Here is a 21641-nt window from a genome sequence, read left to right as displayed (position 1 = left end):
GGTGTCCGTATCACCATGTTGCTGAAAGACAAGATCGCAGTGATCTACGGAGCCGGTGGCGGGATTGGCGGTGCCGTCACGCGTGCCTTCGCGCGCGAGGGAGCAAAGCTCTATCCCGCTGACCACGAACAGGTCGACACACTCGACGAACAGGCTGTGGACAGGCACTTGAAGTGCGTGATCGCCGAAGCCGGCCGGATCGATGTCTCGTTCGACGCGATCGGCGTCCCGAATTCGGAGATCCTGGGCGTCCCGCTGACCGAGTTGGCTGTTGAGCAGTTCGGCATGCCGATCACCGCCTACACGAGGTCGTACTTCCTGACCGCTCGGCTGGCCGCGCGACACATGATTCCTCGCAAGTCGGGAGTGATCATGACCGTCACGGCACTTCTCTCCCGGACAGGCAGCCCGTTGGTAGGCGGCTACGGCCCTGCACAGGCCGCCAAGGAGGCGCTCACCCGGAACCTTTCCGCCGAACTCGCGCCGCACGGCATCCGCGTCGTCGGCCTGCGCCCGCAGGGCATGCCGGAGACGCGCACGATCAGGGACGCCTTCGAACCACGCGCCAAGTCGTCGGGCATGAACTGGGACCAGTGGCTGGAATTCCTCGCCGCCAGGACCCACCCGCGAAGGCTCATGACGCTCGAGGAGATGGCGAACATGGCAGTGTTCATGGCGTCCGACAAAGCCAGTTCGATGACCGGCACTACGGTTAACCTCACCATGGGCACTCTGGATGACTAGAGACTTAGGGGTCCGCGTTCAGGGACGCCTACGGGTATTCCCCGATGCGTGCCGTCGCGGGGCGAGGCCAGTATTTGAATTACTGGATCAAACTCGTTCTGGGGAGACACGTGAATACCAAACCTGTTCAAGAAGCCGTCAGCAAGTGGTTCAAGCAGACGGCGGGTGGTGACCAGCGTCCGGTCCTTTTCGACATCGACGAGACATATCCGGCGCTGCGTAGTCTCGACAATTCCTACGCCGATATCCGCAGCGAGCTCGACGAGGTCCTCGCCGACCGCGCGACGCTGCCAGCGTATCACGATCTAGACCCTGACCAGGCAACAATCTCGAACGTCACCCCGAACGAGTGGAAGATCTTCTACCTGTGGGCGATGGGTGAACGAGCCGAACCGAACGCCTCGAAATGCCCGAAGACGACGGCGTTGCTGGCGTCGATCCCGAACGTGTTCCAGGCGTTCTTCTCCATTCTGGAGCCCGGAAAGTCCATTCCTGAGCACGAAGGTCCGTATTGTGGCTATTTGCGCTACCACCTTGGGCTGAAGGTGCCGGACGACGCGCCGCCAAGCATTCGGGTGAAGGACCACTGGTACACCTGGCAGGAAAAGCAGAGCGTGCTGTTCGACGACAGCTGGAACCACGAAGTGGTCAACGAGAGCACCGGTGAGCGAATTGTCCTGATTGTCGACGTGCTGCGCCCGATGCCGCTGCCGCAGACCATCGTGAACAAGGGCGTCGCCCTCGCCGCCCGCTACGTCTACGGCCGCAAGGTCCTCGAGCGCGCCGCCCAGCCCCGCAAGCAACCGGCCCCAGCCACAGCCACAACCTGACCTGGGCATTCGACCAACAGTTCGAAAACTGTCGTACCCCTCTGCTTGACTGCCTGCATGCCAGAAAACCGCACCAAGCAGGGGGTTACCCAATGGACGACATCTTGTTCCGCGCGCTGGCTGACCGCGTGGGCCGCTACCTGGACGGCGTTGATCGCCTGTCTTCGGCGCAGCCGTGGGAAGTGGGCCGGGAACTGCGCAGGCTCAGCGGAGCCTGGCGCTCGTTGCTCGGCCAGCACGCGCCCACGGGTCGCAAACGACGATGCGTGGGCTGTCAGTCGCCGCGAGGCTCACCGGCCATGTGTTCGGTCTGGCGGGTGGCCTGCGGCTGGTTTGTCAGAGCTTGACGCCCTTGCCCGACAGCCAGCTGGCCGGGTTCATCTTGCGGCCGCTGGAGTCCCAGATCTCGAAGTGCAGGTGGGTCCCGGTGGACTGGCCACGGTTGCCCATCCGCGCGATCTGGTCGCCCGCCTTGACCTTGGCGCCTTCGCGGACCGTGATCGAGTCCATGTGGCCGTAGACGCTGATCGTGCCGTCCGGGTGCTGGATGCGCACCCACAGGCCGAAGCCGCTGGCGGGGCCTGCCTCGATCACGACGCCGTCGGTGACCGCGCGGATCGGGGAGCCGAACTTGCCCGCGATGTCGACGCCGAAGTGGGTCGTGCCCCACCTGGCGCCGAAGCCGGAGGTGAAGACGCCGTCCGCGGGACGGACGAACTTGACGCGAGCCTTCTCGGCGGCCGCTTCGGCTTCCTGCTGGAGCTTTGCCGTGCGGTTGGCGATCAGCTGCGCGCTCTGGGTCAGCTTGCGGGCTTCGACGCCCGCGTCGCTGACTTGCGCGACGGTGAGGACCTCGGGAGCGATGGTCGTGGCGCGGGAGTCGCCGCCAACGCCGAACGCGGCGGACGCGTCTCCGGAGTTGGCCAGCGGCGCGACGTCGTCGCTGTTGGAAGCACCTGCCTTGAGCGTCTGACCAGCTGCTGCGGCCGCGAAAGCACCAATGGCCACAGCTGCGACGACGACACGACCACGCAGTGCGGATGGCGGCGCCGGAAGCCGGTGCGCGCCACGCTCTACGCGTTCGTCACTGGAGGTGCGGTCAAGCGCCTCCAGCATCACTGCAGACTGCTGCTGCCCGCCGGGGGAGCGGTGTCGAGACAAAGCCTGCCCTTCTGCCTCGGGGAGATCCGGGCGGCACCTCGGCTCGCGGGGACGAGCTCTGGCGTGGACACCGGGCGGGGGATCCCGGGTGAGTGATTTCGGGGGAACCACTCGCGTCCTGGCCGTGACCGGACCGTGACAACGGACCGGGGGACAGTAACCAAGGGAGACAGCAGAGGGCAACTTCCCCGACGGATCTTGTGCCGTTCGAGGAGCGGGCACAAGTCACTGATCAGTAACTATTACCCAAAGTTAAGTCGGTATAACACGACCAGATGTGACGTGCGTTACGCCAACCGGGCGGTTATGAGCGTTACTCGGTCGCCCGCGACCGTTCGGCGCACGATTCGCGCCGTTACTCGATCTGGGTAGGCCCCATGCGCCTTATGCAACCCGCCGGCGACTTCACCCCGAGTCGCCGGCCGTCCCCGCTTGCCCGTTTATCCCGTCCGGCAGGCCTGTCGACCGTTTCCCCTGGTCGTCGGGCCTGTTCTTGCCTCGCGTCCTATATGACGCCCCGACTCCGCAGGAGGTTGTCTCTGTCAACCCACCAACTCGAAGAAACATTCCACCCCGGCCATCCGCCGCACCACACCCAACGCCCCGAACTGCCCTTTCCCGCATCAGCCCATGCACTTTCCAACACCCCGACGAGATGCCCGCTCCGGCACGGTGTGTCCACCGTTCTGGCACCCCGAGATGCACACACCGGCACGGTGAGATGCCCGTTCCGGCTGGGTGAGATGCCTTCTGTGGCCTGGCGAGGTGTGTGTTCCGCCACAGCGCGAGACGTGCGCGGGCCGGTGAGGTGCGCGTTCCAGCACCGCGAGATGTCCGCTCCGACACGGCGTGTCCACCGTTCCGGCACCGCGAGATGCGCATACCGGCACCCATGGGCCCGGCCGCTTGGTCGCGCCGGTCGGCCGTGTCCGCTTTGTCCAGTCGTCTCGGTCCTGGTGCCGCCGTGGCACTTCCGTCGTGCATAACTTGGTTGGCGCTCGTGTGACCTGGTGTGTTGCCTTCCGCAGGTGTGGCGGGAGATTCGGGACGTGATCGCCTTGCTAGGTTCGGGGCGATGAATTCGCGGATCCGATCGTCGGACACCCGGGTGGGGACCGGCCCGACCGCTGGTGAGACTGGAGACCTGGTGCCGGAACGGCTTGAGGTACCGGCGTTGTTGAAGGTGGCGGTCGTCGTGGCCGCCGCTGGCGCGGCATTGCTGGCGATAGGTCCCGGTGTCGGCGTGCTGCAAGGCGCGCCCCCGGCGGCGTACGGCAGCGGGCCCCTCCTCATCGTTCTCGCGGTGGTGCCGGTCCTGGTCGCCATTGGACTCTTGATCGCCGGTAAGCCCGTGGGCTCGGCTGGTGTTCTGGTCGGCGCCGCGTTCCTCGCGCCCGGCCGGGCACTGCTCGACCTCCAGTTCGCGGCGGATGCTTTGGTGGCGTCGCGGCCGGAACTGGTTGTGCCGACCGACCTTGCGCCGTTGGCGGCGGGCGCGGGTACGTGGCTGCTGGTTGCCGGGCACGTCCTCACGTTGGTGGCCGGCGCCATGGTGATCGTGCGTGCGGGTGCCCAGCCGGGCACGCCGGTGGCCGCGGAGTTCGAGGACTCTGAGCCGGAGTCGCGCAAGCGGTTGCTTGGGTGGGGGCTGTTGTTCGGCGGGCTCGCGACCATCGGGTTGCTGATGCCACCGTTCCGTTCGGCCAACGCCTTCCTGCTCGACCTTGACCTGACCAACGGGCCAGGGCTGGTGATGACAGGGGGGCTGCTGATCGCGCTGGCGGCCATCCTCGGGTGCGTGTTCGGAGGTACGGCGCGGACACCGAAGATGGGCCGGGGTGTCCTCATTGGTGTCGCCCTGGCGATCCTCGCGGTCGTCCTGCCCAGCCAGATCGCAGCGAGCACTGTGGACTGGCTGGAGTCCGACTGGCGTTCCTACATGGCGACCGCCGGTGCCGTCGGTCTTGTCGGCGTGGCTGTGTGGCCGAGCGGCCTTGCGTTGAAGCGCAAGGAAAGCAAGCCGCTTGACCAAAGCGGCGACCGGGTGCACATGGTCGCCGGTGTGCTGGCGATCCTCGCCGGTATCGCCGCGATCCTCGGCCAGGCGACCGAACTGTTCGTCGTCGAGATCCCGACCGACGTCCCGATCAACCAGACCGACGAGCTGATCATCCTGTCCGGCGTGCGCCCGGGTTCGTTCGCCAACCGGTTGCTGTTGCCCGCTGGGATCCTGGTGATCCTGCTTGGCGTGCTGTTGCTGATCAAGCCGATCGCCCGGATCTTTCGTCCAATGTTGAGCGTCGCGTGGGTCGGCGTCCCGCTCGCGGGTTTTCTGGCCTTGGACGCGGTGGTCACGGCGACTTCCACGAGTGGCGCGATCCGTGCGGGCGCGTCGACGTGGTGGACGTTGGCCGCGGTCGTGCTCGCGGTGGCCGCGGCGATCACCGCCGGTGCGGCCGGTGCGATCGAACGGGATGACGTCGATCTGACCGATCGGTCATCGAACATCATCCTGATGGCGCCGATCGCGGCCGCGATGTTGTTCGCCGTCGGAGCGTTCGGATTGCCGACGATGCGTGCCGATCAATATGTGGCGCCTGGGATCTGGTCGAATTTCCGAGTCGCGTCCTGGGGTCTGGTTGTGGCGCTGCTGGCGGTGCTCGTCGCCGCCGTCGTCGCGGCGCGTAGCCGTCCGGCGCGAGGTGCGGCGCTGATGTTCGGTGCGGCGGGCGTGGTCGCGGTGCACGCGTTGGAAGTCCCCATGACTGGCGCACGAGCTGAGGGATCGGCGGCCGCGGCAGGAACCTGGCTGGCTCTCGCGACCATCGCCGCGCTGGTGATCAGCGCCTTCGTGGCGTTGGCGGTACGACCTGAGCCCGCACGCCGTCGATGATCCGGTTGCTGCTCGTCGAACTGGAACCTGACGACATCGAAACGCAGAGCTTGGCCCGTGCGCTGCGCGACAGCGGCGTTGAGGTCGTCTACGCCAAAGCCGGGTCCGCCGAGGAGATCGCTCGTGCGGCCGAACAAGAGGACGTACGGGCCGTCGGACTGGTCGTCCGGAGCGACGAACATCGCCTGATCGGTACAGAACTGGCCACGCGGACCGTGGTGTTCGCCACTGCGGAGGGCGACGAACAGGCCCTCCGAGCGGCCGGAGTCAAGGCGATTTTCCGGCCAGGCAACGCTGAAGGCGTCGTGAGCTGGGCAAGCACGCTCAAGCCCGATCACGAGCGGTGACCGACCTCACCAGTACCGACGGCCCGGCCCAAGACGCAGGTCGCTAGGGTCGTTCCGTCCAACGCAGTGCATATGGTGGAGCAGGAGCTCTCAGTGGACCTGTACGAGTACCAGGCGAAGGACCTCTTCGCCGCCCACGGAGTGCCGGTACTGCCGGGCTCCGTGGCTGACAACCCCGAAGACGCCAAGGCGATCGCGGCCGATCTGGGTCAGCGCGTCGTCGTCAAGGCACAGGTGAAGACCGGTGGCCGCGGCAAGGCGGGCGGCGTGAAGCTGGCCGACGACCCGGAGGACACCAAGACCAAGGCCGAGGCCATCCTCGGACTGGACATCAAGGGCCACGTGGTCCGCCGGGTGCTGGTGACGCCGGCGTCCGAGATCGCCGAGGAGTACTACTTCTCGTTCCTGCTCGACCGCGCCAACCGCAAGTTCCTCGCGATGGCCTCCGTCGAGGGCGGCATGGACATCGAAGAGGTCGCCGCGACCAAGCCCGAGGCGCTGGCCAAGGTCCTGATCGACCCGATCGAGGGCGTCGACCTTGCCAAGGCGAACGAGATCGTGGCGCAGGCGAAGTTCCCCGAGGCGATCGCCGGCCAGGCCGCCGAGGTCGTCGTCAAGCTGTGGGAGACCTTCGTTTCCGAGGACGCCACGCTGGTCGAGGTGAACCCGCTGGTCCGCGACCCGCAGGACCAGATCATCGCGTTGGACGGCAAGGTCACGCTGGACGACAACGCGTCCTTCCGCCACCCGGCGCACGCGGACCTCGTCGACATCGCCGCCGAGGACCCGCTTGAGGCCGCCGCCAAGGCGAAGGACCTCAACTACGTCAAGCTCGACGGCCAGGTCGGCATCATCGGCAACGGCGCGGGCCTCGTCATGTCCACTTTGGACGTTGTCGCTTACGCGGGCGAGAAGCACGGCGGCGTGAAGCCTGCCAACTTCCTCGACATCGGTGGTGGCGCGTCGGCCGAGGTGATGGCCAACGGGCTGGAGATCATCCTGTCTGACCCGGACGTGCGCAGCGTCTTCGTGAACGTCTTCGGCGGCATCACCGCGTGCGACGCGGTCGCCAACGGCATCGTGCAGGCCTTCAAGCTGCTTGAGTCCCGCGGCGAGGCGGTCAGCCGGCCGATCGTGGTCCGGCTGGACGGCAACAACGCCGAGGAGGGCCGCCGCATCCTCACCGAGGCCGCGCTGCCCGGCCTCGAGCAGGTGGACACAATGGACAACGCAGCTGACAAGGCTGCCGCACTTGCTGCTGCGGGGGCGTGAACGAGATGGCCATCTTCCTCAACGAGAACTCCAAGGTCATCGTCCAGGGCATGACCGGGTCCGAGGGCACCAAGCACACCAAGCGGATGCTCAAGTCGGGCACGAACATCGTCGGCGGCGTGAACCCGCGCAAGGCCGGCACCGAGGCTGACATCGACGGCACGCTCGTACCGGTGTTCGGTTCGGTGGCCGAGGCGATGGAGAAGACCGGCGCGGACGTGTCGGTGATCTTCGTCCCGCCGAAGTTCGCCAAGGACGCCGTGATCGAGGCGATCGACGCCGGCATCGGCCTCGCCGTCGTGATCACCGAAGGCATCCCGGTGCACGACTCGGCCTACTTCTGGGCGCACGCGGTCGCGAAGGGCAACAAGACCCGGATCATCGGCCCGAACTGCCCCGGTGTGATCTCGCCCGGCAAGTCCAACGCGGGCATCATCCCCGCGGACATCACCGGCCCCGGCAAGATCGGCCTGGTGTCGAAGTCCGGCACGCTGACCTACCAGCTGATGTACGAGCTGCGCGACATCGGTTTCTCGTCCGCGGTGGGCATCGGCGGTGACCCGGTCATCGGCACCACGCACATCGACGCGTTGGCGGCGTTCCAGGACGACCCCGAGACCGAGCTGATCGTGATGATCGGTGAGATCGGTGGTGACGCCGAGGAGCGCGCGGCGGCCTACATCAAGGAGAACGTGACCAAGCCGGTCGTCGGCTACGTCGCGGGCTTCACTGCCCCCGAGGGCAAGACCATGGGCCACGCGGGCGCGATCGTGTCCGGCTCGGCCGGTACCGCCGCGGCGAAGAAGGAAGCCCTCGAGGCCGCCGGCGTGAAGGTCGGCAAGACCCCGAGCGAGACGGCTGCCCTGGCACGGGCCATCGTCGAAGGCTGATCGCACGAACGGTCCGTTCGTACGCGGAGTTGTTGGCCGTACGAACGGACCGTTCGCAAATCTGGTTGTCCACAACCCGCCGTAACCCCTTTGACCAGCCCATACCCCCAGTAGAATGGGATCGGGGTCGCCCCCCGGGAGTGGTGGGGGCTGCTTGGGAGCGGGTTTTCTGGGTGAGCGCAGTGGTCTGGTGATGTCGCGGGCCCTGTGTAAGCCGGTTTCGCCAGGTTCGCCTGGCTGTGTTGTGGGTGTGCGCGTGAGGTTGGGGACGACGGCCCAGGTGAGGAACTTCGGCACCAGCCCCAGCCAATGCTGTGTGTCTCGCGGATCGGTCGTCCGGTCGAAGTGTTCTCGCAGGTCGCAGCGTTCTCGACAGACTGCATGGCGGTCGGCTTTCCCGCGCCGGGCCAAAGTTTTCGCTGGTCTGCGGGTTGTGTGCGGTCGTGTCCATGGGTTGTGGCGCCGTTGGGCGGCGCACCGGGGCGAAGAGTGATTCACTGACAGGGCTGGGCGCTGGTGTAGCGTCCGGCCCTGCCATGTGTGCAGTAACCGGAACAATCGGGAACCGTGTTGTGCCGGGCTGCGTCAGAGGTGGAAAAATTTCATCCGAACTATCGCGGTGAGCAGCAGCTGAGGAGAACCACGCGATGACCTTCCCGAGCGGAGCGCCGGGCGGCTACCCGGGTCAAGGCCCGCACCAGCCCCCGCCCGGCCCACCTGGTTACGGTCCCCCGCCCGGCCAAGGCGCCGGCATGAAAATGAGCCTCCCGCAGATGCTCGCGCTCGGTGCGGGCGGTCTCGGTGTGCTCAACCTCTTCCTCGGCTTTGCCCCGATCATCACCGGCAGCGCCTTCTACGAGTCGCCGTTCGGCTGGCTGCCCGCGTTGTTCGCGGCCGGTGGCTTCGCCGCGCTCCCGGTGATCCTGCCGGGTGACAAGGACAAGAAGGCAGGCGTGCTGCCCGCGGCGTTGAGCCTCGGCGCGATGCTCGCGTTCTTGTTCACCGTGTTCTCCATTTCCGGCAGCCTCGCGGCCGGTGGCGTCATGGTGTTGATCTTCGGCATCTTGCAGGCCGGTGCCGCGGTGGCGGCGTTCCTGTTCGAAGAGGGCGTCATCAAGCCGCCCGCGCCGAACCCGTACGGCGCGCCGGGTGGTGGTTACCCGCAGCAGCAACAACAGCCTGGTGCGTACCCGCCCAGTGGTGCGTTCCCGCAGCCTGGTGGCGGTCCGACGGTGCAGCAGCCGCAGCCCGGCCAGCAGCCGTTCGGCGGGCCCGGCCAGCAGACGCAGTTCGCGCCGCAGCAGGGCCAGTTCGGTGCTCCCGGCACCCCGCCGGGTGGCTACCCGCAGCAGCCGCCGCAGTAAAGGATCTTGTCCGGCGGGCGGGTCGTGATCTTCACGGCCCGCCCGTCGTCTTATGTAGACACTCTGTGAGCAGCGCCGACAGTGTTCACTTGATCGGTTGACTGGCGGCGTGCCGTCCGGCGGGCGGCCCGCGACGGCTGTCAGGGTGCGTGCATGTCGCTGTACCCACCCGATGTCGAGGACGACGTCGACGAGCCGATCCGCAGCCGTGCGCGGGTCCTGCTGGTCGCCGGTATCGGCCCGCTGTTCGTGGGGTACGCGGGTGTGGTCGTGGTGCTCGCGTTGGTGATCTCCGTCGCGACCAAAGCCGACGTCTCCACCGTGAGTGTGTTGTCCGCGGCCATGCCGGGCTGGCTTGCCGCGTACCAGGTGCCACTGCGGCTCGACGGGCACGACCTCGGCGCCTTGCCGCTGCTGCCGACGTTGTTGATCATTCTCCTCATCGGCCGCGCGGTCACGAACGCCGCCGATCGCATCGAGGTCGACTCCGCGCGGGACACCTTGCCGATCATCGCGACTGTCTCGGCCACGCACGCCATCGCGGGCGGGGTGCTCGCTGAGGTCACGTCATCGGCGTCGCTTGCGGCCGGATTGCTTGTGCCAGCTGGGGTTGCCGCGCTGGCCGCGGTGATTGGCCTTGCCAGGCAGGGATATCTGGACGACGTGTTCGACCGGGTCGACGAACTCGCGGTGCACGGCCTGTGGGCCGGACTGATCGGTCTCGGCACGATGATCGGCGTGGGCACCTGCCTGGTCCTGTTGGGATTGGGCACGTCCTTCACGACGGCCGCTGGTCTTTTCTCGCCGGGGATCGGCGACAGCGTCGGCATGTTCTTGCTGTCGGTCGCGTACCTGCCGAACGCCGTCGTGGGCGGAATGTCCTTCGCCGCAGGCCCTGGCGTGACGATCGGCCAGCTCACGGCCACGCCGCTGCATTTCACCGGCGGTCCGTTGCCCGGTGTGCCAGTGCTTGCCGCCCTGCCGGAGACCGGTGCGGCGTGGTGGCCGGTGTTTTTCCTGCTGCCGCTTGGCGTTGGCGCGTTCGTGGGCTGGATTCTGCGTGACGCCAGCGAAGACCCGATCGCACGGCTGCGCGCGGTGGGCGCAGCGGCCGTGGTGGTGGCCGGTGGTTGTCTGTTGCTCGCCATTGGCGCGGGTGGACGGCTCGCGGACGGCATGTTCGATCCGTTGAGCATGCATCCGTGGAGCCTCGGCCTGGCGATGCTGTTGTGGATCGCGTTGCCCGCGGCGACCGTGGCGTGGTGGGCCGGGCCGCGTCTGGTGCTGGTTCCGTCGCGTGGGCTGCTTGACGACGCCATCGAGGCCGAGGCCGCCGCCGAAGCCGCTGAGGAGCCCGAAGACCTCACGGACAGTGCCGAAGCGCAAGACGCCGAGGAAGAACCGGCCGAGGAGCAGGAGGCCGGCCCACCGGCGGAACCGGTCGCGCAGGACACCGATGAGCAGGCCGAAGACAACGATGAGCCGGACCTGCCGGAAGAGATCGAGAAGTGAGCACTTAGGCTGGCCACAACCGACCAGGCCAGGAGATCACGCTGAGCGCTCACCCGACATCTCTGCCCACCCCCGCCAAGGTCGTCGTGCTCGTCTCCGGATCGGGCACCCTGCTGCAGGCGCTGCTGGACGAGGCCCGCGACGAGACCTGTCCGATCAAGGTCGTCGCGGTCGGAGCCGACCGCACGGGTATCGAAGGGCTGGCGCGCGCCGAACGCGCCGGAGTGCCCACGTTCGTCGAACGCGTGCGTGACCACGCCGACCGGTCCGCGTGGGACCAAGCGCTCGCCAAGGCGGTCGCGGCCTACGAACCCGACTTGGTGGTCTCGGCGGGCTTCATGAAGATCCTCGGGTCTGCGTTCCTGACTCAGTTCGCCGGGCGCGTCATCAACACGCATCCCGCGTTGCTGCCCGCGTTCCCCGGCGCGCACGCGGTCGAAGAAGCGGTCGCGTACGGCGTGAAGGTCACCGGCTGCACCGTGCACCTGGTGGATACCGGTGTGGACACCGGACCAATCCTGGCCCAGGAGGCGGTGCCGGTCGAGTCCGGCGACGATGTGGCCGGACTGCACGAACGGATCAAGACGGTGGAGCGGCGGCTGCTGGTCGACGTGCTCGCGCGGTTGGTGCGCGAGGGCTACACCGTGGATGGACGAAAGGTGAGCATCCCGTGAACTCAGAGACACGTCCGGTGCGGCGTGCGCTGATCGGCGTCTCGGACAAGGCCGGTCTGCTGGAGCTTGGGACCGGGCTGCACGCGGCCGGGGTGGAGATCATCTCCACCGGCGGGACCGCGAAGGTGCTCGCCGACGCGGGCGTGCCCGTGACGCCGGTCGAGCAGGTCACCGGGTTTCCCGAGTCGCTCGACGGCCGGGTCAAGACGCTGCACCCGCGTGTGCACGCCGGTCTGCTGGCCGACATGCGCCGCCCCGAGCACGTCCAGCAGCTGGCTGACCTGGACATCAAGGCGTTCGACCTGCTCGTGGTGAACCTGTACCCGTTCGAGCAGACAGTCGCGTCCGGTGCGTCGCCGGACGAGTGCGTCGAGCAGATCGACATCGGTGGCCCGGCGATGCTGCGTGCGGCGGCGAAGAACCACGCGTCGGTCGCGGTGGTGATCGACCCGTCGCGATACGACTGGGTGCTGGAGAAGGTCAACTCTGGTGGCTTCACCATCGAGGACCGCCAGCAGCTTGCGCTGGAGACCTACCGGCACACCGCGTCGTACGACATCGCTGTGGCCTCGTGGATGGGCAGCGTGCTGTCGCAGGACGACGAGGGCAGCAACTTCCCCGGCTGGGTCGGCGCGAGCTGGAAGCGCTCGAACGTCCTGCGCTACGGCGAAAACCCGCACCAGAGCGCGGCGTTGTATGTCTCGAGCCACGGCGGATCCGGCCTGGCGACTGCAGAACAGTTGCACGGCAAGGAAATGTCGTACAACAACTACGTGGACGCCGATGCCGCCTACCGCGCGGCGTACGACCACGCCGAGCCCTGCGTTGCGATCATCAAGCACGCCAACCCTTGTGGTATCGCAGTGTCCACTGTGAGCATTGCCGAGGCACACCGCAAGGCGCACGAGTGCGACCCGGTCAGCGCGTACGGCGGCGTGATCGCCTCGAACCGTGAGGTCACGCTGGACATGGCCGAGCAGGTCGCGGAGATCTTCACCGAGGTGATCCTGGCGCCTTCGTACGCCGAGGGCGCGGTGGATGTGCTGACCCGCAAGAAGAACATCCGCATCCTGGTCGCGCCCGAGCCGCAGCGCGGCGGCGCCGAGATGCGCCCGGTGTCCGGCGGCTTGCTGCTGCAGACCAAGGACACGCTGCAGGCCGACGGCGACGACCCGGCGAACTGGACGCTCGCCACCGGCGAGGCCGTTGACGAGGAAACGTTGGCGGACTTGGCTTTCGCGTGGCGTGCATGCCGGGCCGTGAAGTCCAACGCGATCCTGCTGGCTTCTGGTGGCGCGACCGTTGGCGTCGGTATGGGCCAGGTCAACAGGGTTGACTCGTGCCGGCTGGCGGTGACCCGTGCTGGTGACCGGGCGAAGGGTTCGGTTGCCGCTTCGGATGCGTTCTTCCCGTTCCCCGACGGCCCGCAGGTGCTGATCGACGGTGGCGTGAAGGCGATCGTGCAGCCGGGTGGCTCGATCCGGGACCAGGAGACCATCGCGGCGGCCGAGGCCGCGGGTGTCGCGGTGTACCTGACCGGGACGCGTCACTTCGCCCACTGATTGACTGAGCAAAGGGCCGCCCAGCCAGGTCTTCCCTGGCTGGGCGGTTTTGTCAGACCCCACTGATAACGTGAAATCAGGGGGACCCCCTCGGGAATTGCTGTTGCGGTCGGGGCTGCCCGTCTGGCGGGTCTTCCCCTATTTCAGCAGGAACGCGCGGTGGATGGTCTGGTCGACCGCGTTGCCGTCCGCGTCCTTGGCGGATGCCTTCAGCGACACGGTGTTCGCGGAACTCGGATGCGACACCACCGTGAACCACTTGCCGTTGAAGTTCACCACCGGCGCGGCCTTCCAGGTCAGGCCGTCGTCATGGGAGACCTGGACTGACAAGGACCGTGCCTGACCGCCCGAGTTGTGGTCGATGTGCACCGGGACCACGGTCGGAATCAGCCGGGAAACCCGCTGGCGGGCATCCACCGCCGGAGCGAAGCGGACGGCCATCAGCGGCAAAGCCTGCTGTGCGGGCGTTGTCCCCGAACGGAACGTCCAGTCCACGACGACCTTGTTGGAGACCTCCAACTGGTTGCGGGCCTCGATGTGCAGCCGGAACTGAGCGTCTCCGGCAGGCACGGTGTGCAGCCCGTATCCGGACCACGGCTCGGTGCCGATCTGTTCGCCGTCGCGGTACAACGTTGTTGAACCGGTGTCGTTCGAAGCGCCGGTTCTGCGCAGGTCGTGGTCGGCGTAAAGCCCGAAGTTGAAGAGCATCACGTCGCCCGCGCGAGCCGCGGAGGTGTTGACGGTGTTCGGCTGTGGCACGAAGGCGGGACCGAAGACCCCGAAGTTCCACCGTTCGGTGACCACCGGACCCAGCTTGTAGGACCGGCGGGTGTCGGTGCGCGTCGACGACTGCGGACTGCCGTCGCTGCTCTGCTGGGAGAACTTGTTGTACCAGGGGAAATCGGGCGTGTACAACTCGTCCAAAGTGTACGGAAGAGGTCTGGTGACGATGCTGTCACGTGCGCCGAGGCTTCCCGGAGCCGTGGTGCCGTGCTCGGAACGCACCCGCGCAAGCTGATTGTCCCGCACGCGAACCATCAGCGAATCGGGAACACGGCCGTCGACATCGTGGTTCAAGTGGTACATGTACGGACTGGTTGTGAAGCCGCCGTTGCCGTCCGGTTCCGCCATCCGGGTCTGCGTTGTGTAGGTGAACTGGCCCGGTGCGGCGGACGTCTGGGATGGCACGACATGCACCCCGTCGAAGTTCGGCCACAGGAAACCGGCTCCGGTTCCGCCCGGCCACGACGTCTTCCGGGCGAACTGGAAGAACGCCGTGCCAGCCTTGGCGTTCGGCTTGTCCACAGTGAACCCGATCGGTTTTCCCTTCCTGGCGTCGATGTCCAGTGTCGTGTTGCTGGAGACCACGAATTCGGGTTCCATCTGCAGGGTGATCCGGTTTCCGGGATCGTCGACGCCCGAGTCGACGAAGTACCGTCCTTTCGGCAGCCGGGCGACCAGTGAACCCGTTGGGTTGTCAGGGATGAACGCCTTGCGGATGTCCATCTCGACGAACCGGATCTCGGATTCCGGGGTCAGGTTTCCGTTCTGGTCAATGAAGTTCACGGTGACGTCGTAGCTCTCGACCTCCCGGTCGACCGCGATGGGCGTCCGAACCCCGCCCGCCTCGACGACTCCGCTGTAGAACCCGTCCGGGCCGTTCACCCGAGTGTCGATCGTGACGACGACCTCGGCTTCACCACCGGCGGGAACAGTGATGCTCGGCGAGGAGAAGGTGAACATCCCCGCGGGCGCTGGGTTTCCGTGCGGGTCGCGAATCGAAGCCGTCATGTCGGCGGTCATCGGTGCTGAACCGGAGTTGTGGTACCTCACCGTTTTCCGGATCGGCTCGTCGTCATGGTGCGGCCACAGAGCCACACCGGCGTTGATACTCGCCGGAGCGGACCGCAGCGGCTGCTTGGCCGCCTTGGCCACGTCGAGCCGTCCGGAACCCTGCTCGAACACCGTCAACGAGGGATTGGGCTTGGCACTGCCCATCAACGCGGACTTGATCTCCGTGGCAGTCCAGGACGGGTGGATCCCGGCCATGATCGCTGCCGCACCGGCGACGTGCGGCGCGGCCATCGACGTACCGGACAGCCGGACGTGCGTGGGGTCCACAGGCGCCCCGATCCGGCCGTTCGTGGCCTTCGCGGCGGCGATGTCCACGCCTGGTGCGGTGATGTCGGGCTTGATCGCGTTGTCGCCCCAGCGTGGGCCACGGCTGGAGAACTCCGCGAGAGCGTCGTTGTGGTCGACCGCGCCGACCGTGAGCGCCGCGTCCGCCGCGCCTGGGCTGGGCGGCATGCCGCCCGTGTTGCCCGCCGCGATGACGAACAGCGAACCCGTCTCGGCGGTCAGCCTGTTCACCGCCTGGGACATCGGATCGGTGCCGTCGCTGGGCAGCGAGCCGCCGAGGCTCATGTTGATCACGTCGGCGCCCTGCTTGGCCGCCGCCCACTCCATCCCGGCGATGATCCAAGACTCCTGACCGGAGCCGAAATCGTTGAGCACTTTGCCGTTCAGCAGCTTGGCGTCCGGTGCGACACCGCGATACTTCGCGTGTTCGCCCGTGATGATCGAGGCGACATGTGTCCCGTGTCCATCGCGGTCGTCAACGCCGCTGGCGGAACCGGTGAAGTCCTGCGCGCCGACGACGGCGTCGGAGAGATCGGCGTGGGTGGCGTCGATCCCGGTGTCCAGCACTGCGACTGTCGTGCCTTTGCCGGTGTGCCCGGAGTTCCACGCCTCCGGCGCACCGATTTGCGGGATGCTCTTGTCGAGGGACGCCCGTACGGGGCCATCCAGCCATATCTTGTCCGCGGCTGCGAACGTCCGCAGCCCTGCCGCCTTGTCCACGCGGACGACGGATGCGTTCAGGCTCGGCAGGTCTCGTTCCTTTGCAAGGCCCACGCCGCCGCTGACGATCAACGGGATGTCCGCACGTGTCTTGTCGTCGTAGCCGTTCTTGATCAGCTGTGTGACGTTGAACAGTCGCCGATCAAGCTTGTCCGCGCGTAAGAGCGGTCTGGCATCCTCGGGGATCACATGGATGTCGCCGCGTTCGTCGGAGTAGTAGGAGAAACGGGTCCCCTCACGCCCTTTGCCCGCGAGCACAGTCACCTCGTGCTCGCCGCCGAGAACCACTTTGTCCCCGGTGAACAACGTGACCGCACGGTCTGGCGGCAGTGTCCGGGTGAGCGGGGCGGCGGTTGCCGTCCCGCTCACTGGAACGGTGAGGCCGCAAGCCACTAGACCGGCCAGCACAGCTATGGCAGAACGTTTGTGACTCATGCACCCACAGGTGCCATAAGACGCCGGTTTGTTGCGTCCTCCTGAAGGAGGATTCGACGTCTGCTGTTAGAGAGCCGTTCACAGTCGGCAGGAAGGATCCCCGGAATGCGAAGAGTGCTGCTGGTGCTGACCGTATTGCTGCTGACCGCCCCCGCGGCCGCCGCGACGGGTGTTCCGCAAGTCAAAGCGCAGGTGGAGACGCCTGGGCTGTTCGACGACGAGGAAGGCGGCAACGCCGACGCCGACGACCCGGCGATCTGGGTGAACGAGCGCGATCCCGGCCGCAGCATCGTGGTCGCGACCGCCAAGGAAGGCGGGCTGTACTCGTACCGGCTGGACGGCACGCAGATCAAGCACGTGCCCGCGCCCGCGCGACCGGGACCTGAGCACGCCCCGGGCCGGTTCAACAACGTCGACATCGTGGGCGACTTGGCGATCGTGTCCGACCGCGGCCGGGACCACATCCGGTTCTACCAGGTCAACGGCCTGGTCGACGTGACAGCGCCGGATGTGCCGTTCGTGTTCAACAGCTCCCAGTCCGAAGTGGACGAGCAAAAGACGGCCTACGGCCTCGCGGCGTGGTACTCCCCGAGCGATCGCGCCACCTACGTCCTGGTGAGCCGCAGGTCGACGACCCAGGTCGCGTTGCTGAAAGTCCTGCCCCAGGGCGGAAAGTACAGCTACCGCGTCGTCCGGACCCTGGACCTGCCTGCCGAGTTCACATTGCCGAACGGCACAAAGTGGCAGCCATGTGACGAACCCGGAGTCCTGCCGCAGGTCGAGGGCATGGTCGTCGATTACCGGACCGGGACGTTGTACGCCGGTCAGGAAGACGTCGGCATCTGGCGGATGCCAGCCAATCTGGTCGGCGAGCCCGTGCTGATCGACAAGGTCCGTGAGTTCGGCGTGCCGGGGACGTACGACCCGGAGACCGAGGAGTGCACGCCTGGTGCGGACCCTGGCTTCGGCGGCAAGCACATCTCGGCGGACGTCGAGGGTTTGACCATCCACTATGGACGCAACCTGTTGCTCGCGTCGAGCCAGGGCGACAACACATTCGCGGCCTACGACCTGCCGGGCAAGTACAAGACGTCGTTCCAGATCAAGCTGGGTGACGACCTGGTGCAGGAGAGCGACGGCGCCGCGGTGATCGGTACCGGCCTCGGCCACCGGTTCCCGCACGGCCTGCTGGCCGTGCAGGACGGTGACAACGCCGGCGAACCGAGGGAGAGCACCAACTTCAAGTTCGTCCGGTGGGACTTGGTCGCTCAGGCGATCCGGTAGGTCTCGTCCGGGACGTCCGTGATGAACATGTGGCCCGGCGAGTGCGTGATCGCGAACGGCGGGCACGAGGTCATCAACGCCGCCTGCGGGGTCACCCCGCAGGCCCAATAAACCGGCACGTCACCGGGTTCGGCTTCGACCGCGTCCCCGAAGTCCGGTGTGGACAGGTCCTTGATGCCGAGCCCGCCCGGGTCGCCGACGTGCACGGGTGCGCCGTGCACGTCCGGCATCCGGCTGCTGATCCTGCTCGCCAGCTCGACCATGTCCGCCGGGATCGGCCGCATCGACACCACCAGCGGGCCACGCATCCGGCCAGCCGGCCGGCAGTCCCGGTCGGTGATGTACATCGACACGTTGCGCCCCTGCTGGACGTGCCGCAGCGGGATGCCCGCCGCAGCCAACGCATGCTCGAACGTGAAGCTGCAGCCGAGCAGGAACGCCACCAGGTCCGAGCGCCAGAGCCGGGTCGCGTCCCGCAGCTCGCACACCAGCTCGCCGTTCTCCCAGACGCGGTAGCTCGGCAGGTCTGTGCGCAGGTCCGCATCGGGCGCCAGCGGCGTGCTTGTCACGCCCGGATCCGTGACGTCGAGGATCGGGCACGGCTGCCGGTTGCGTTGCGCGAACAGGAGAAGGTCGTACGCCCAGTCGCGCGGGACCGCGATCAGGTTGGCCTGCGTGTACCCGGGGGCCCAGCCGCTGGTCGGCGAGACTGTCCCGTCGCGGAAGGCTTTTCGTGCTTGCTCCGGGGTCATGTCAGCTCCCTTCCCACGGTTTCCGGCAGCCACAGCAACGCCAGCACAGCGATGCCGTACGCGACCGCCCCGAACACCATTGCACCACCGACGCCCCAGCTCGTGGCGAGGAAACCGACCAGAGTCGGGAACAGCGCGCCGACCGCGCGACCGAAGTTGTACGTGAACCCTTGGCCCGTGCCGCGAAGTGCGGTCGGGTACAGCTCGGCGAGGAATGACCCGAACCCGCTGAAGATGGCCGACGCGGAGAAGCCGAGCGGGAAGCCGAGGAACAACACCAGGGTGTTCGCGCCTTCGGGAATGTTGATGTACGCGACGATCAACACGGCGGACAGCACGGCGAAGAGAGTGAAGGTCTTCTTACGCCCCAACCGGTCGGTGAGATAGCCGCCGGTGACGTACCCGATGAAGGCGCCAGAGATCAGGAAAGCCAAGTATCCGCCGGTGCCCACGACCGTCAGATTCCGCTCCTCCTTGAGGAACGTGGGCAGCCACGTCGCCAAGGTGTAGTAACCGCCCTGCACGCCGGTTGCCAGCAGTGCGGCGAACAACGTGGTCTTGGTCAGCTCTCCTTTGAAGATCGCCGCGAAAGACCCGCGGTTCTTGTTCGCTGTGCGCTGTTCTGCGACGTGTGGCGCGTCGGTGACGTTGCGGCGCACGTACCAGATCAGAATCGCGGGCAAAGCGCCTGTCCAGAACAGGATCCGCCACGCGATGTCCGGGTCGGCGAGGCTGAACACGACCGTGTAGACGACCACCGACAGACCCCAGCCGACCGCCCACGCGCTCTGGATGAACGCGACCGCACGGCCGCGGTACTCGGGTTTCGCGTACTCGGCGATCAGAATGGCGCCCGCGGCCCACTCGCCGCCGAAGCCAAGGCCCTGGAATGCCCGCAGGACAAGCAAAGTCTCGTAGTTCGGGGCGAACCCACACGCCACCGTGAAGACCGCGTACGTGATCACCGTGAGCACCAGCGTGCGGACCCGGCCGATCCGGTCGGCCAGAATCCCCGCCACGGCACCGCCGATCGCCGACACCACCAGGGTCACCGTGGTGAGCAGGCCCGCTTCCGGCTTGCTGAGGCTGAAGTACGCGGTGATGGCCACCATGCCGAGTGGCAGCACCTGGAAGTCGTAGGAGTCGAGGCCGTAGCCGCCGAACGCGCCGACGAAGGCGCGGCGTCCGCGCTGGCCGAGCGACCGGAACCACTCGAACGGCCTGGCTTTGTCCTGGGTCGTCGTGCTCATCCGCACCTCCCGAGGATGTGCTCTGGGCCTGGTGGCCCAGGTCGTGTTGACTGTAAGGATCGTTCAACAATCCTTCAAGAGGTAAGATGAGCGAATGTCGCTCGAAACGTCCGGACTGATCGCCGATCGAGCGCTGCTCGGCCGGACCAGCACCGCCGAACGAGTCGCTGACGTGCTGCGGACGCGGATCAGCGAAGGCTTCTTCACGCCCGGCACGCGGCTGGCCGAGGACACGATCGCGAGCGCGCTTGCCGTCTCCCGCAACACTTTGCGTGAGGCGTTCCGGTTGCTGACACACGAGCGCCTGCTGACGCACGAGCTCAACCGTGGCGTGTTCGTCCGGGTTTTGACCACCGACGATGTGATTGACATTTACCGCGTTCGCAAGTTCATCGAATGCGCCGCTGTTCGCGACATGACAGCGCCGCCCGCTGGGCTGGACGCTCTGCTAGCCGCGGTGTCCGACGGTGCCGCGGCGGCCGAGAAGTCCGATTGGCGTGCGCTCGGCACCGCGAACATCCGGTTCCACCAAGTGATCGCGTCGTTCGCGGGCAGCCCGCGGGTCGACGAGATCATGCGCGGCATCCTCGCCGAGCTGCGTCTGGTGTTCTACGTGATGGCGGATCCGCGCTGGTTCCACGAGCCGTACCTGGTGCGCAACGGTGAGATCGCCGCACGTATCCAGCAGGGCGATGGCGCGGGCGCGGCAGGCATGCTGGCGGCGTATCTGGACGACGCGGAACGCCAGCTCGTGGGCGCCTACTCGAAGCACAACCCATCAGAGTGACCCGCCTTGCGGTCCGAATCGAAACCTGGATAAGCTAGCCTCAGCGCTCGAACACATGTTCGAGACGCGCCGGCTCCCCACGGCGGTCGTTCGGTGTGCGGGAGGTGTTCCGGTGTCAGGGTCGGCAGTGACGAGAGCGGCGTCGCTGAAGTCCGTGGCCATGCCCGACGGGGTGGGAGTGGCCAGCGGCCTGACCCTGACATCGGTCGACCGGGAACGAGTGCTGCCGGTGTGTCAAGCACTGGCCGGGCTCTTCCCATGGGGTGGCTTGCGGCGTGGCAGCACAGTAGCGGTACGCGGGTCCGTCACTGTGCTGCTCGCGCTGCTCGCCGAAGCCACGGCCGGCGGGTCGTGGGCGGGGGTGATCGGCATGCCTCGATTGGGGGTCGTGGCCGCGGCGGAGCTTGGTGTCGCCGTGTCCCGCTTGGCACTGGTTCCCCGTCCCGGGCCCGACCTGCCAGCCGTGGCAGGCGCACTGCTCGACGGCGTGGACATCGTCGTGATCGCGGCGGCCGGACGGCTGCAGGAGTCGCACGCCCGCCGTTTGTCAGCGCGCGCCCGGCATCGGGGTGCCGTGCTGATCCCATTCGGCCCCTGGCCCGGCGCCGACCTCGAGCTGACGCACGTCGAGTCAAAGTGGTCAGGCCTGCAAGACGGCTACGGCCACTTGCACACGCGCGAGCTCACCGTCTCAGCCCGTGGCCGCGGCTCAGCGGCCCGGCCGACCACGACCACAGTTTTCGTTGGCCCAGAAGGCATTTCCGAAACGCCGACACCGCTGCCCTCCGAAGGCATATGGCCCCCGCATGCGGAGGAGACGCCGCGCCCGGTCGAACTGGCCGCCGTGGATGGCGTTATCCGCTGACGACCCGCGGTTGCGCCTCGGCGGGTTCACGCGCATCCCGTCTCCACGTCCGTGGATACCTCTTCCGTTGTGACCGGATGTGCGTGGGCGAACTGTCTGTCATGGTCGCGATCACCACAACGCCAAGGTGCAGCGGGAATTCCGCCGCCCAGGACCCTCC

Annotated in this window: 17 protein-coding genes; 13 read left to right on the top strand and 4 right to left on the bottom strand. The window is 67.0% G+C overall.

Annotated features, from left to right (window positions below):
• The first annotated feature begins 15 nt into the window (after positions 1-15).
• A complete protein-coding gene (locus B9C43_RS12125; protein ID WP_084426193.1) occupies positions 16-744 on the top strand; it encodes an SDR family NAD(P)-dependent oxidoreductase in 729 nt (242 codons plus the stop codon).
• Between the two features lie 110 nt (positions 745-854).
• Positions 855-1574: an aspartyl/asparaginyl beta-hydroxylase domain-containing protein gene (locus B9C43_RS12120; RefSeq protein WP_051895692.1), complete on the top strand. Its 720-nt coding sequence runs from the start codon at positions 855-857 to the stop codon at positions 1572-1574.
• 336 nt (positions 1575-1910) lie between these two features.
• Here B9C43_RS12120 and B9C43_RS12115 read toward each other — a convergent pair whose 3' ends face one another.
• Entirely contained in the window at positions 1911-2690 is a 780-nt protein-coding gene (locus B9C43_RS12115) for a M23 family metallopeptidase (protein WP_084428061.1), read from the bottom strand.
• Positions 2691-3810: 1120 nt separating this feature from the next.
• On the opposite strand from B9C43_RS12115, the gene B9C43_RS12110 reads away from it, so the two are divergent.
• From B9C43_RS12110 to purH, 8 genes are all read left to right on the top strand, one after another.
• Positions 3811-5628 (top strand): hypothetical protein, encoded by a 1818-nt coding sequence (locus B9C43_RS12110; RefSeq protein ID WP_084426189.1) that lies wholly within the window; start codon positions 3811-3813, stop codon positions 5626-5628.
• Complete coding sequence (locus B9C43_RS12105) at positions 5625-5975, top strand: hypothetical protein (RefSeq protein WP_084426187.1); 351 nt, start codon at positions 5625-5627, stop codon at positions 5973-5975. Before B9C43_RS12110 ends, B9C43_RS12105 begins: the two co-directional genes overlap by 4 nt.
• A 93-nt stretch (positions 5976-6068) precedes the next feature.
• A complete protein-coding gene (gene sucC, locus B9C43_RS12100; RefSeq protein ID WP_084428059.1) occupies positions 6069-7247 on the top strand; it encodes an ADP-forming succinate--CoA ligase subunit beta in 1179 nt (392 codons plus the stop codon).
• 5 nt (positions 7248-7252) lie between these two features.
• On the top strand, positions 7253-8137 hold the full coding sequence (gene sucD / locus B9C43_RS12095) for a succinate--CoA ligase subunit alpha (protein ID WP_084428057.1): 885 nt from the start codon (positions 7253-7255) through the stop codon (positions 8135-8137).
• 752 nt (positions 8138-8889) lie between these two features.
• On the top strand, positions 8890-9501 hold the full coding sequence (locus tag B9C43_RS56675) for a DUF5336 domain-containing protein (RefSeq protein WP_235038572.1): 612 nt from the start codon (positions 8890-8892) through the stop codon (positions 9499-9501).
• A 153-nt stretch (positions 9502-9654) separates the two neighbouring features.
• Positions 9655-11013, top strand: coding sequence for a cell division protein PerM (locus B9C43_RS12085; RefSeq protein ID WP_084426185.1), 1359 nt, complete (start codon positions 9655-9657; stop codon positions 11011-11013).
• Between the two features lie 41 nt (positions 11014-11054).
• Positions 11055-11687, top strand: coding sequence for a phosphoribosylglycinamide formyltransferase (gene purN / locus B9C43_RS12080; protein ID WP_084426184.1), 633 nt, complete (start codon positions 11055-11057; stop codon positions 11685-11687).
• Complete coding sequence (gene purH / locus B9C43_RS12075) at positions 11684-13249, top strand: bifunctional phosphoribosylaminoimidazolecarboxamide formyltransferase/IMP cyclohydrolase (protein WP_084426183.1); 1566 nt, start codon at positions 11684-11686, stop codon at positions 13247-13249. Before purN ends, purH begins: the two co-directional genes overlap by 4 nt.
• A gap of 138 nt (positions 13250-13387) precedes the next feature.
• On the opposite strand, the gene B9C43_RS12070 is transcribed toward purH, so the two are convergent.
• Complete coding sequence (locus tag B9C43_RS12070; RefSeq protein WP_160096487.1) at positions 13388-16477, bottom strand: S8 family serine peptidase; 3090 nt, start codon at positions 16475-16477, stop codon at positions 13388-13390.
• 171 nt (positions 16478-16648) lie between these two features.
• On the opposite strand from B9C43_RS12070, the gene B9C43_RS12065 reads away from it, so the two are divergent.
• The gene (locus B9C43_RS12065; protein WP_084426181.1) at positions 16649-17827 is read left to right on the top strand and encodes a phytase; all 1179 of its coding nucleotides are present in this window, start codon (positions 16649-16651) and stop codon (positions 17825-17827) included.
• Here B9C43_RS12065 and B9C43_RS12060 read toward each other — a convergent pair.
• Both B9C43_RS12060 and B9C43_RS12055 read right to left on the bottom strand, forming a co-directional pair.
• Positions 17812-18579, bottom strand: a complete 768-nt coding sequence (locus B9C43_RS12060; protein WP_033392785.1) for a putative hydro-lyase — start codon at positions 18577-18579, stop codon at positions 17812-17814. The genes B9C43_RS12065 and B9C43_RS12060 overlap by 16 nt on opposite strands.
• Positions 18576-19829, bottom strand: a complete 1254-nt coding sequence (locus B9C43_RS12055; protein WP_033392786.1) for an MFS transporter — start codon at positions 19827-19829, stop codon at positions 18576-18578. The genes B9C43_RS12060 and B9C43_RS12055 overlap by 4 nt, the downstream gene beginning before the upstream one ends.
• 94 nt (positions 19830-19923) lie before the next feature.
• On the opposite strand from B9C43_RS12055, the gene B9C43_RS12050 reads away from it, so the two are divergent.
• Together B9C43_RS12050 and B9C43_RS12045 are read left to right on the top strand one after the other, a co-directional pair.
• A complete protein-coding gene (locus B9C43_RS12050; protein ID WP_033392787.1) occupies positions 19924-20616 on the top strand; it encodes a GntR family transcriptional regulator in 693 nt (230 codons plus the stop codon).
• Between the two features lie 112 nt (positions 20617-20728).
• A complete protein-coding gene (locus B9C43_RS12045) occupies positions 20729-21481 on the top strand; it encodes a hypothetical protein (protein WP_143446295.1) in 753 nt (250 codons plus the stop codon).
• Positions 21482-21641 lie beyond the last annotated feature (160 nt).

Origin of the sequence: Kibdelosporangium aridum, assembly GCF_900176515.1 — a bacterium.
In the GTDB taxonomy this organism is placed as follows: domain Bacteria; phylum Actinomycetota; class Actinomycetes; order Mycobacteriales; family Pseudonocardiaceae; genus Kibdelosporangium; species Kibdelosporangium aridum.
The sequence above is the reverse complement of the archived record's forward strand: the minus strand, read 5'-3'. Positions and strand labels throughout refer to the sequence as shown.

What these genes read in the sequence shown, in the direction of transcription:
- B9C43_RS56675 (WP_235038572.1), top strand. Translation starts at nt 8,890, where the DNA reads ATGAAAATGAGCCTCCCGCAGATGCTCGCGCTCGGTGCGGGCGGTCTC.
- B9C43_RS12115 (WP_084428061.1), bottom strand. Translation starts at nt 2,690, where the DNA reads ATGCTGGAGGCGCTTGACCGCACCTCCAGTGACGAACGCGTAGAGCGT.
- B9C43_RS12060 (WP_033392785.1), bottom strand. Translation starts at nt 18,579, where the DNA reads ATGACCCCGGAGCAAGCACGAAAAGCCTTCCGCGACGGGACAGTCTCG.
- B9C43_RS12050 (WP_033392787.1), top strand. Translation starts at nt 19,924, where the DNA reads ATGTCGCTCGAAACGTCCGGACTGATCGCCGATCGAGCGCTGCTCGGC.
- B9C43_RS12065 (WP_084426181.1), top strand. Translation starts at nt 16,649, where the DNA reads ATGCGAAGAGTGCTGCTGGTGCTGACCGTATTGCTGCTGACCGCCCCC.
- sucD (WP_084428057.1), top strand. Translation starts at nt 7,253, where the DNA reads ATGGCCATCTTCCTCAACGAGAACTCCAAGGTCATCGTCCAGGGCATG.
- B9C43_RS12055 (WP_033392786.1), bottom strand. Translation starts at nt 19,829, where the DNA reads ATGAGCACGACGACCCAGGACAAAGCCAGGCCGTTCGAGTGGTTCCGG.
- B9C43_RS12105 (WP_084426187.1), top strand. Translation starts at nt 5,625, where the DNA reads ATGATCCGGTTGCTGCTCGTCGAACTGGAACCTGACGACATCGAAACG.
- B9C43_RS12085 (WP_084426185.1), top strand. Translation starts at nt 9,655, where the DNA reads ATGTCGCTGTACCCACCCGATGTCGAGGACGACGTCGACGAGCCGATC.
- B9C43_RS12110 (WP_084426189.1), top strand. Translation starts at nt 3,811, where the DNA reads ATGAATTCGCGGATCCGATCGTCGGACACCCGGGTGGGGACCGGCCCG.
- B9C43_RS12125 (WP_084426193.1), top strand. Translation starts at nt 16, where the DNA reads ATGTTGCTGAAAGACAAGATCGCAGTGATCTACGGAGCCGGTGGCGGG.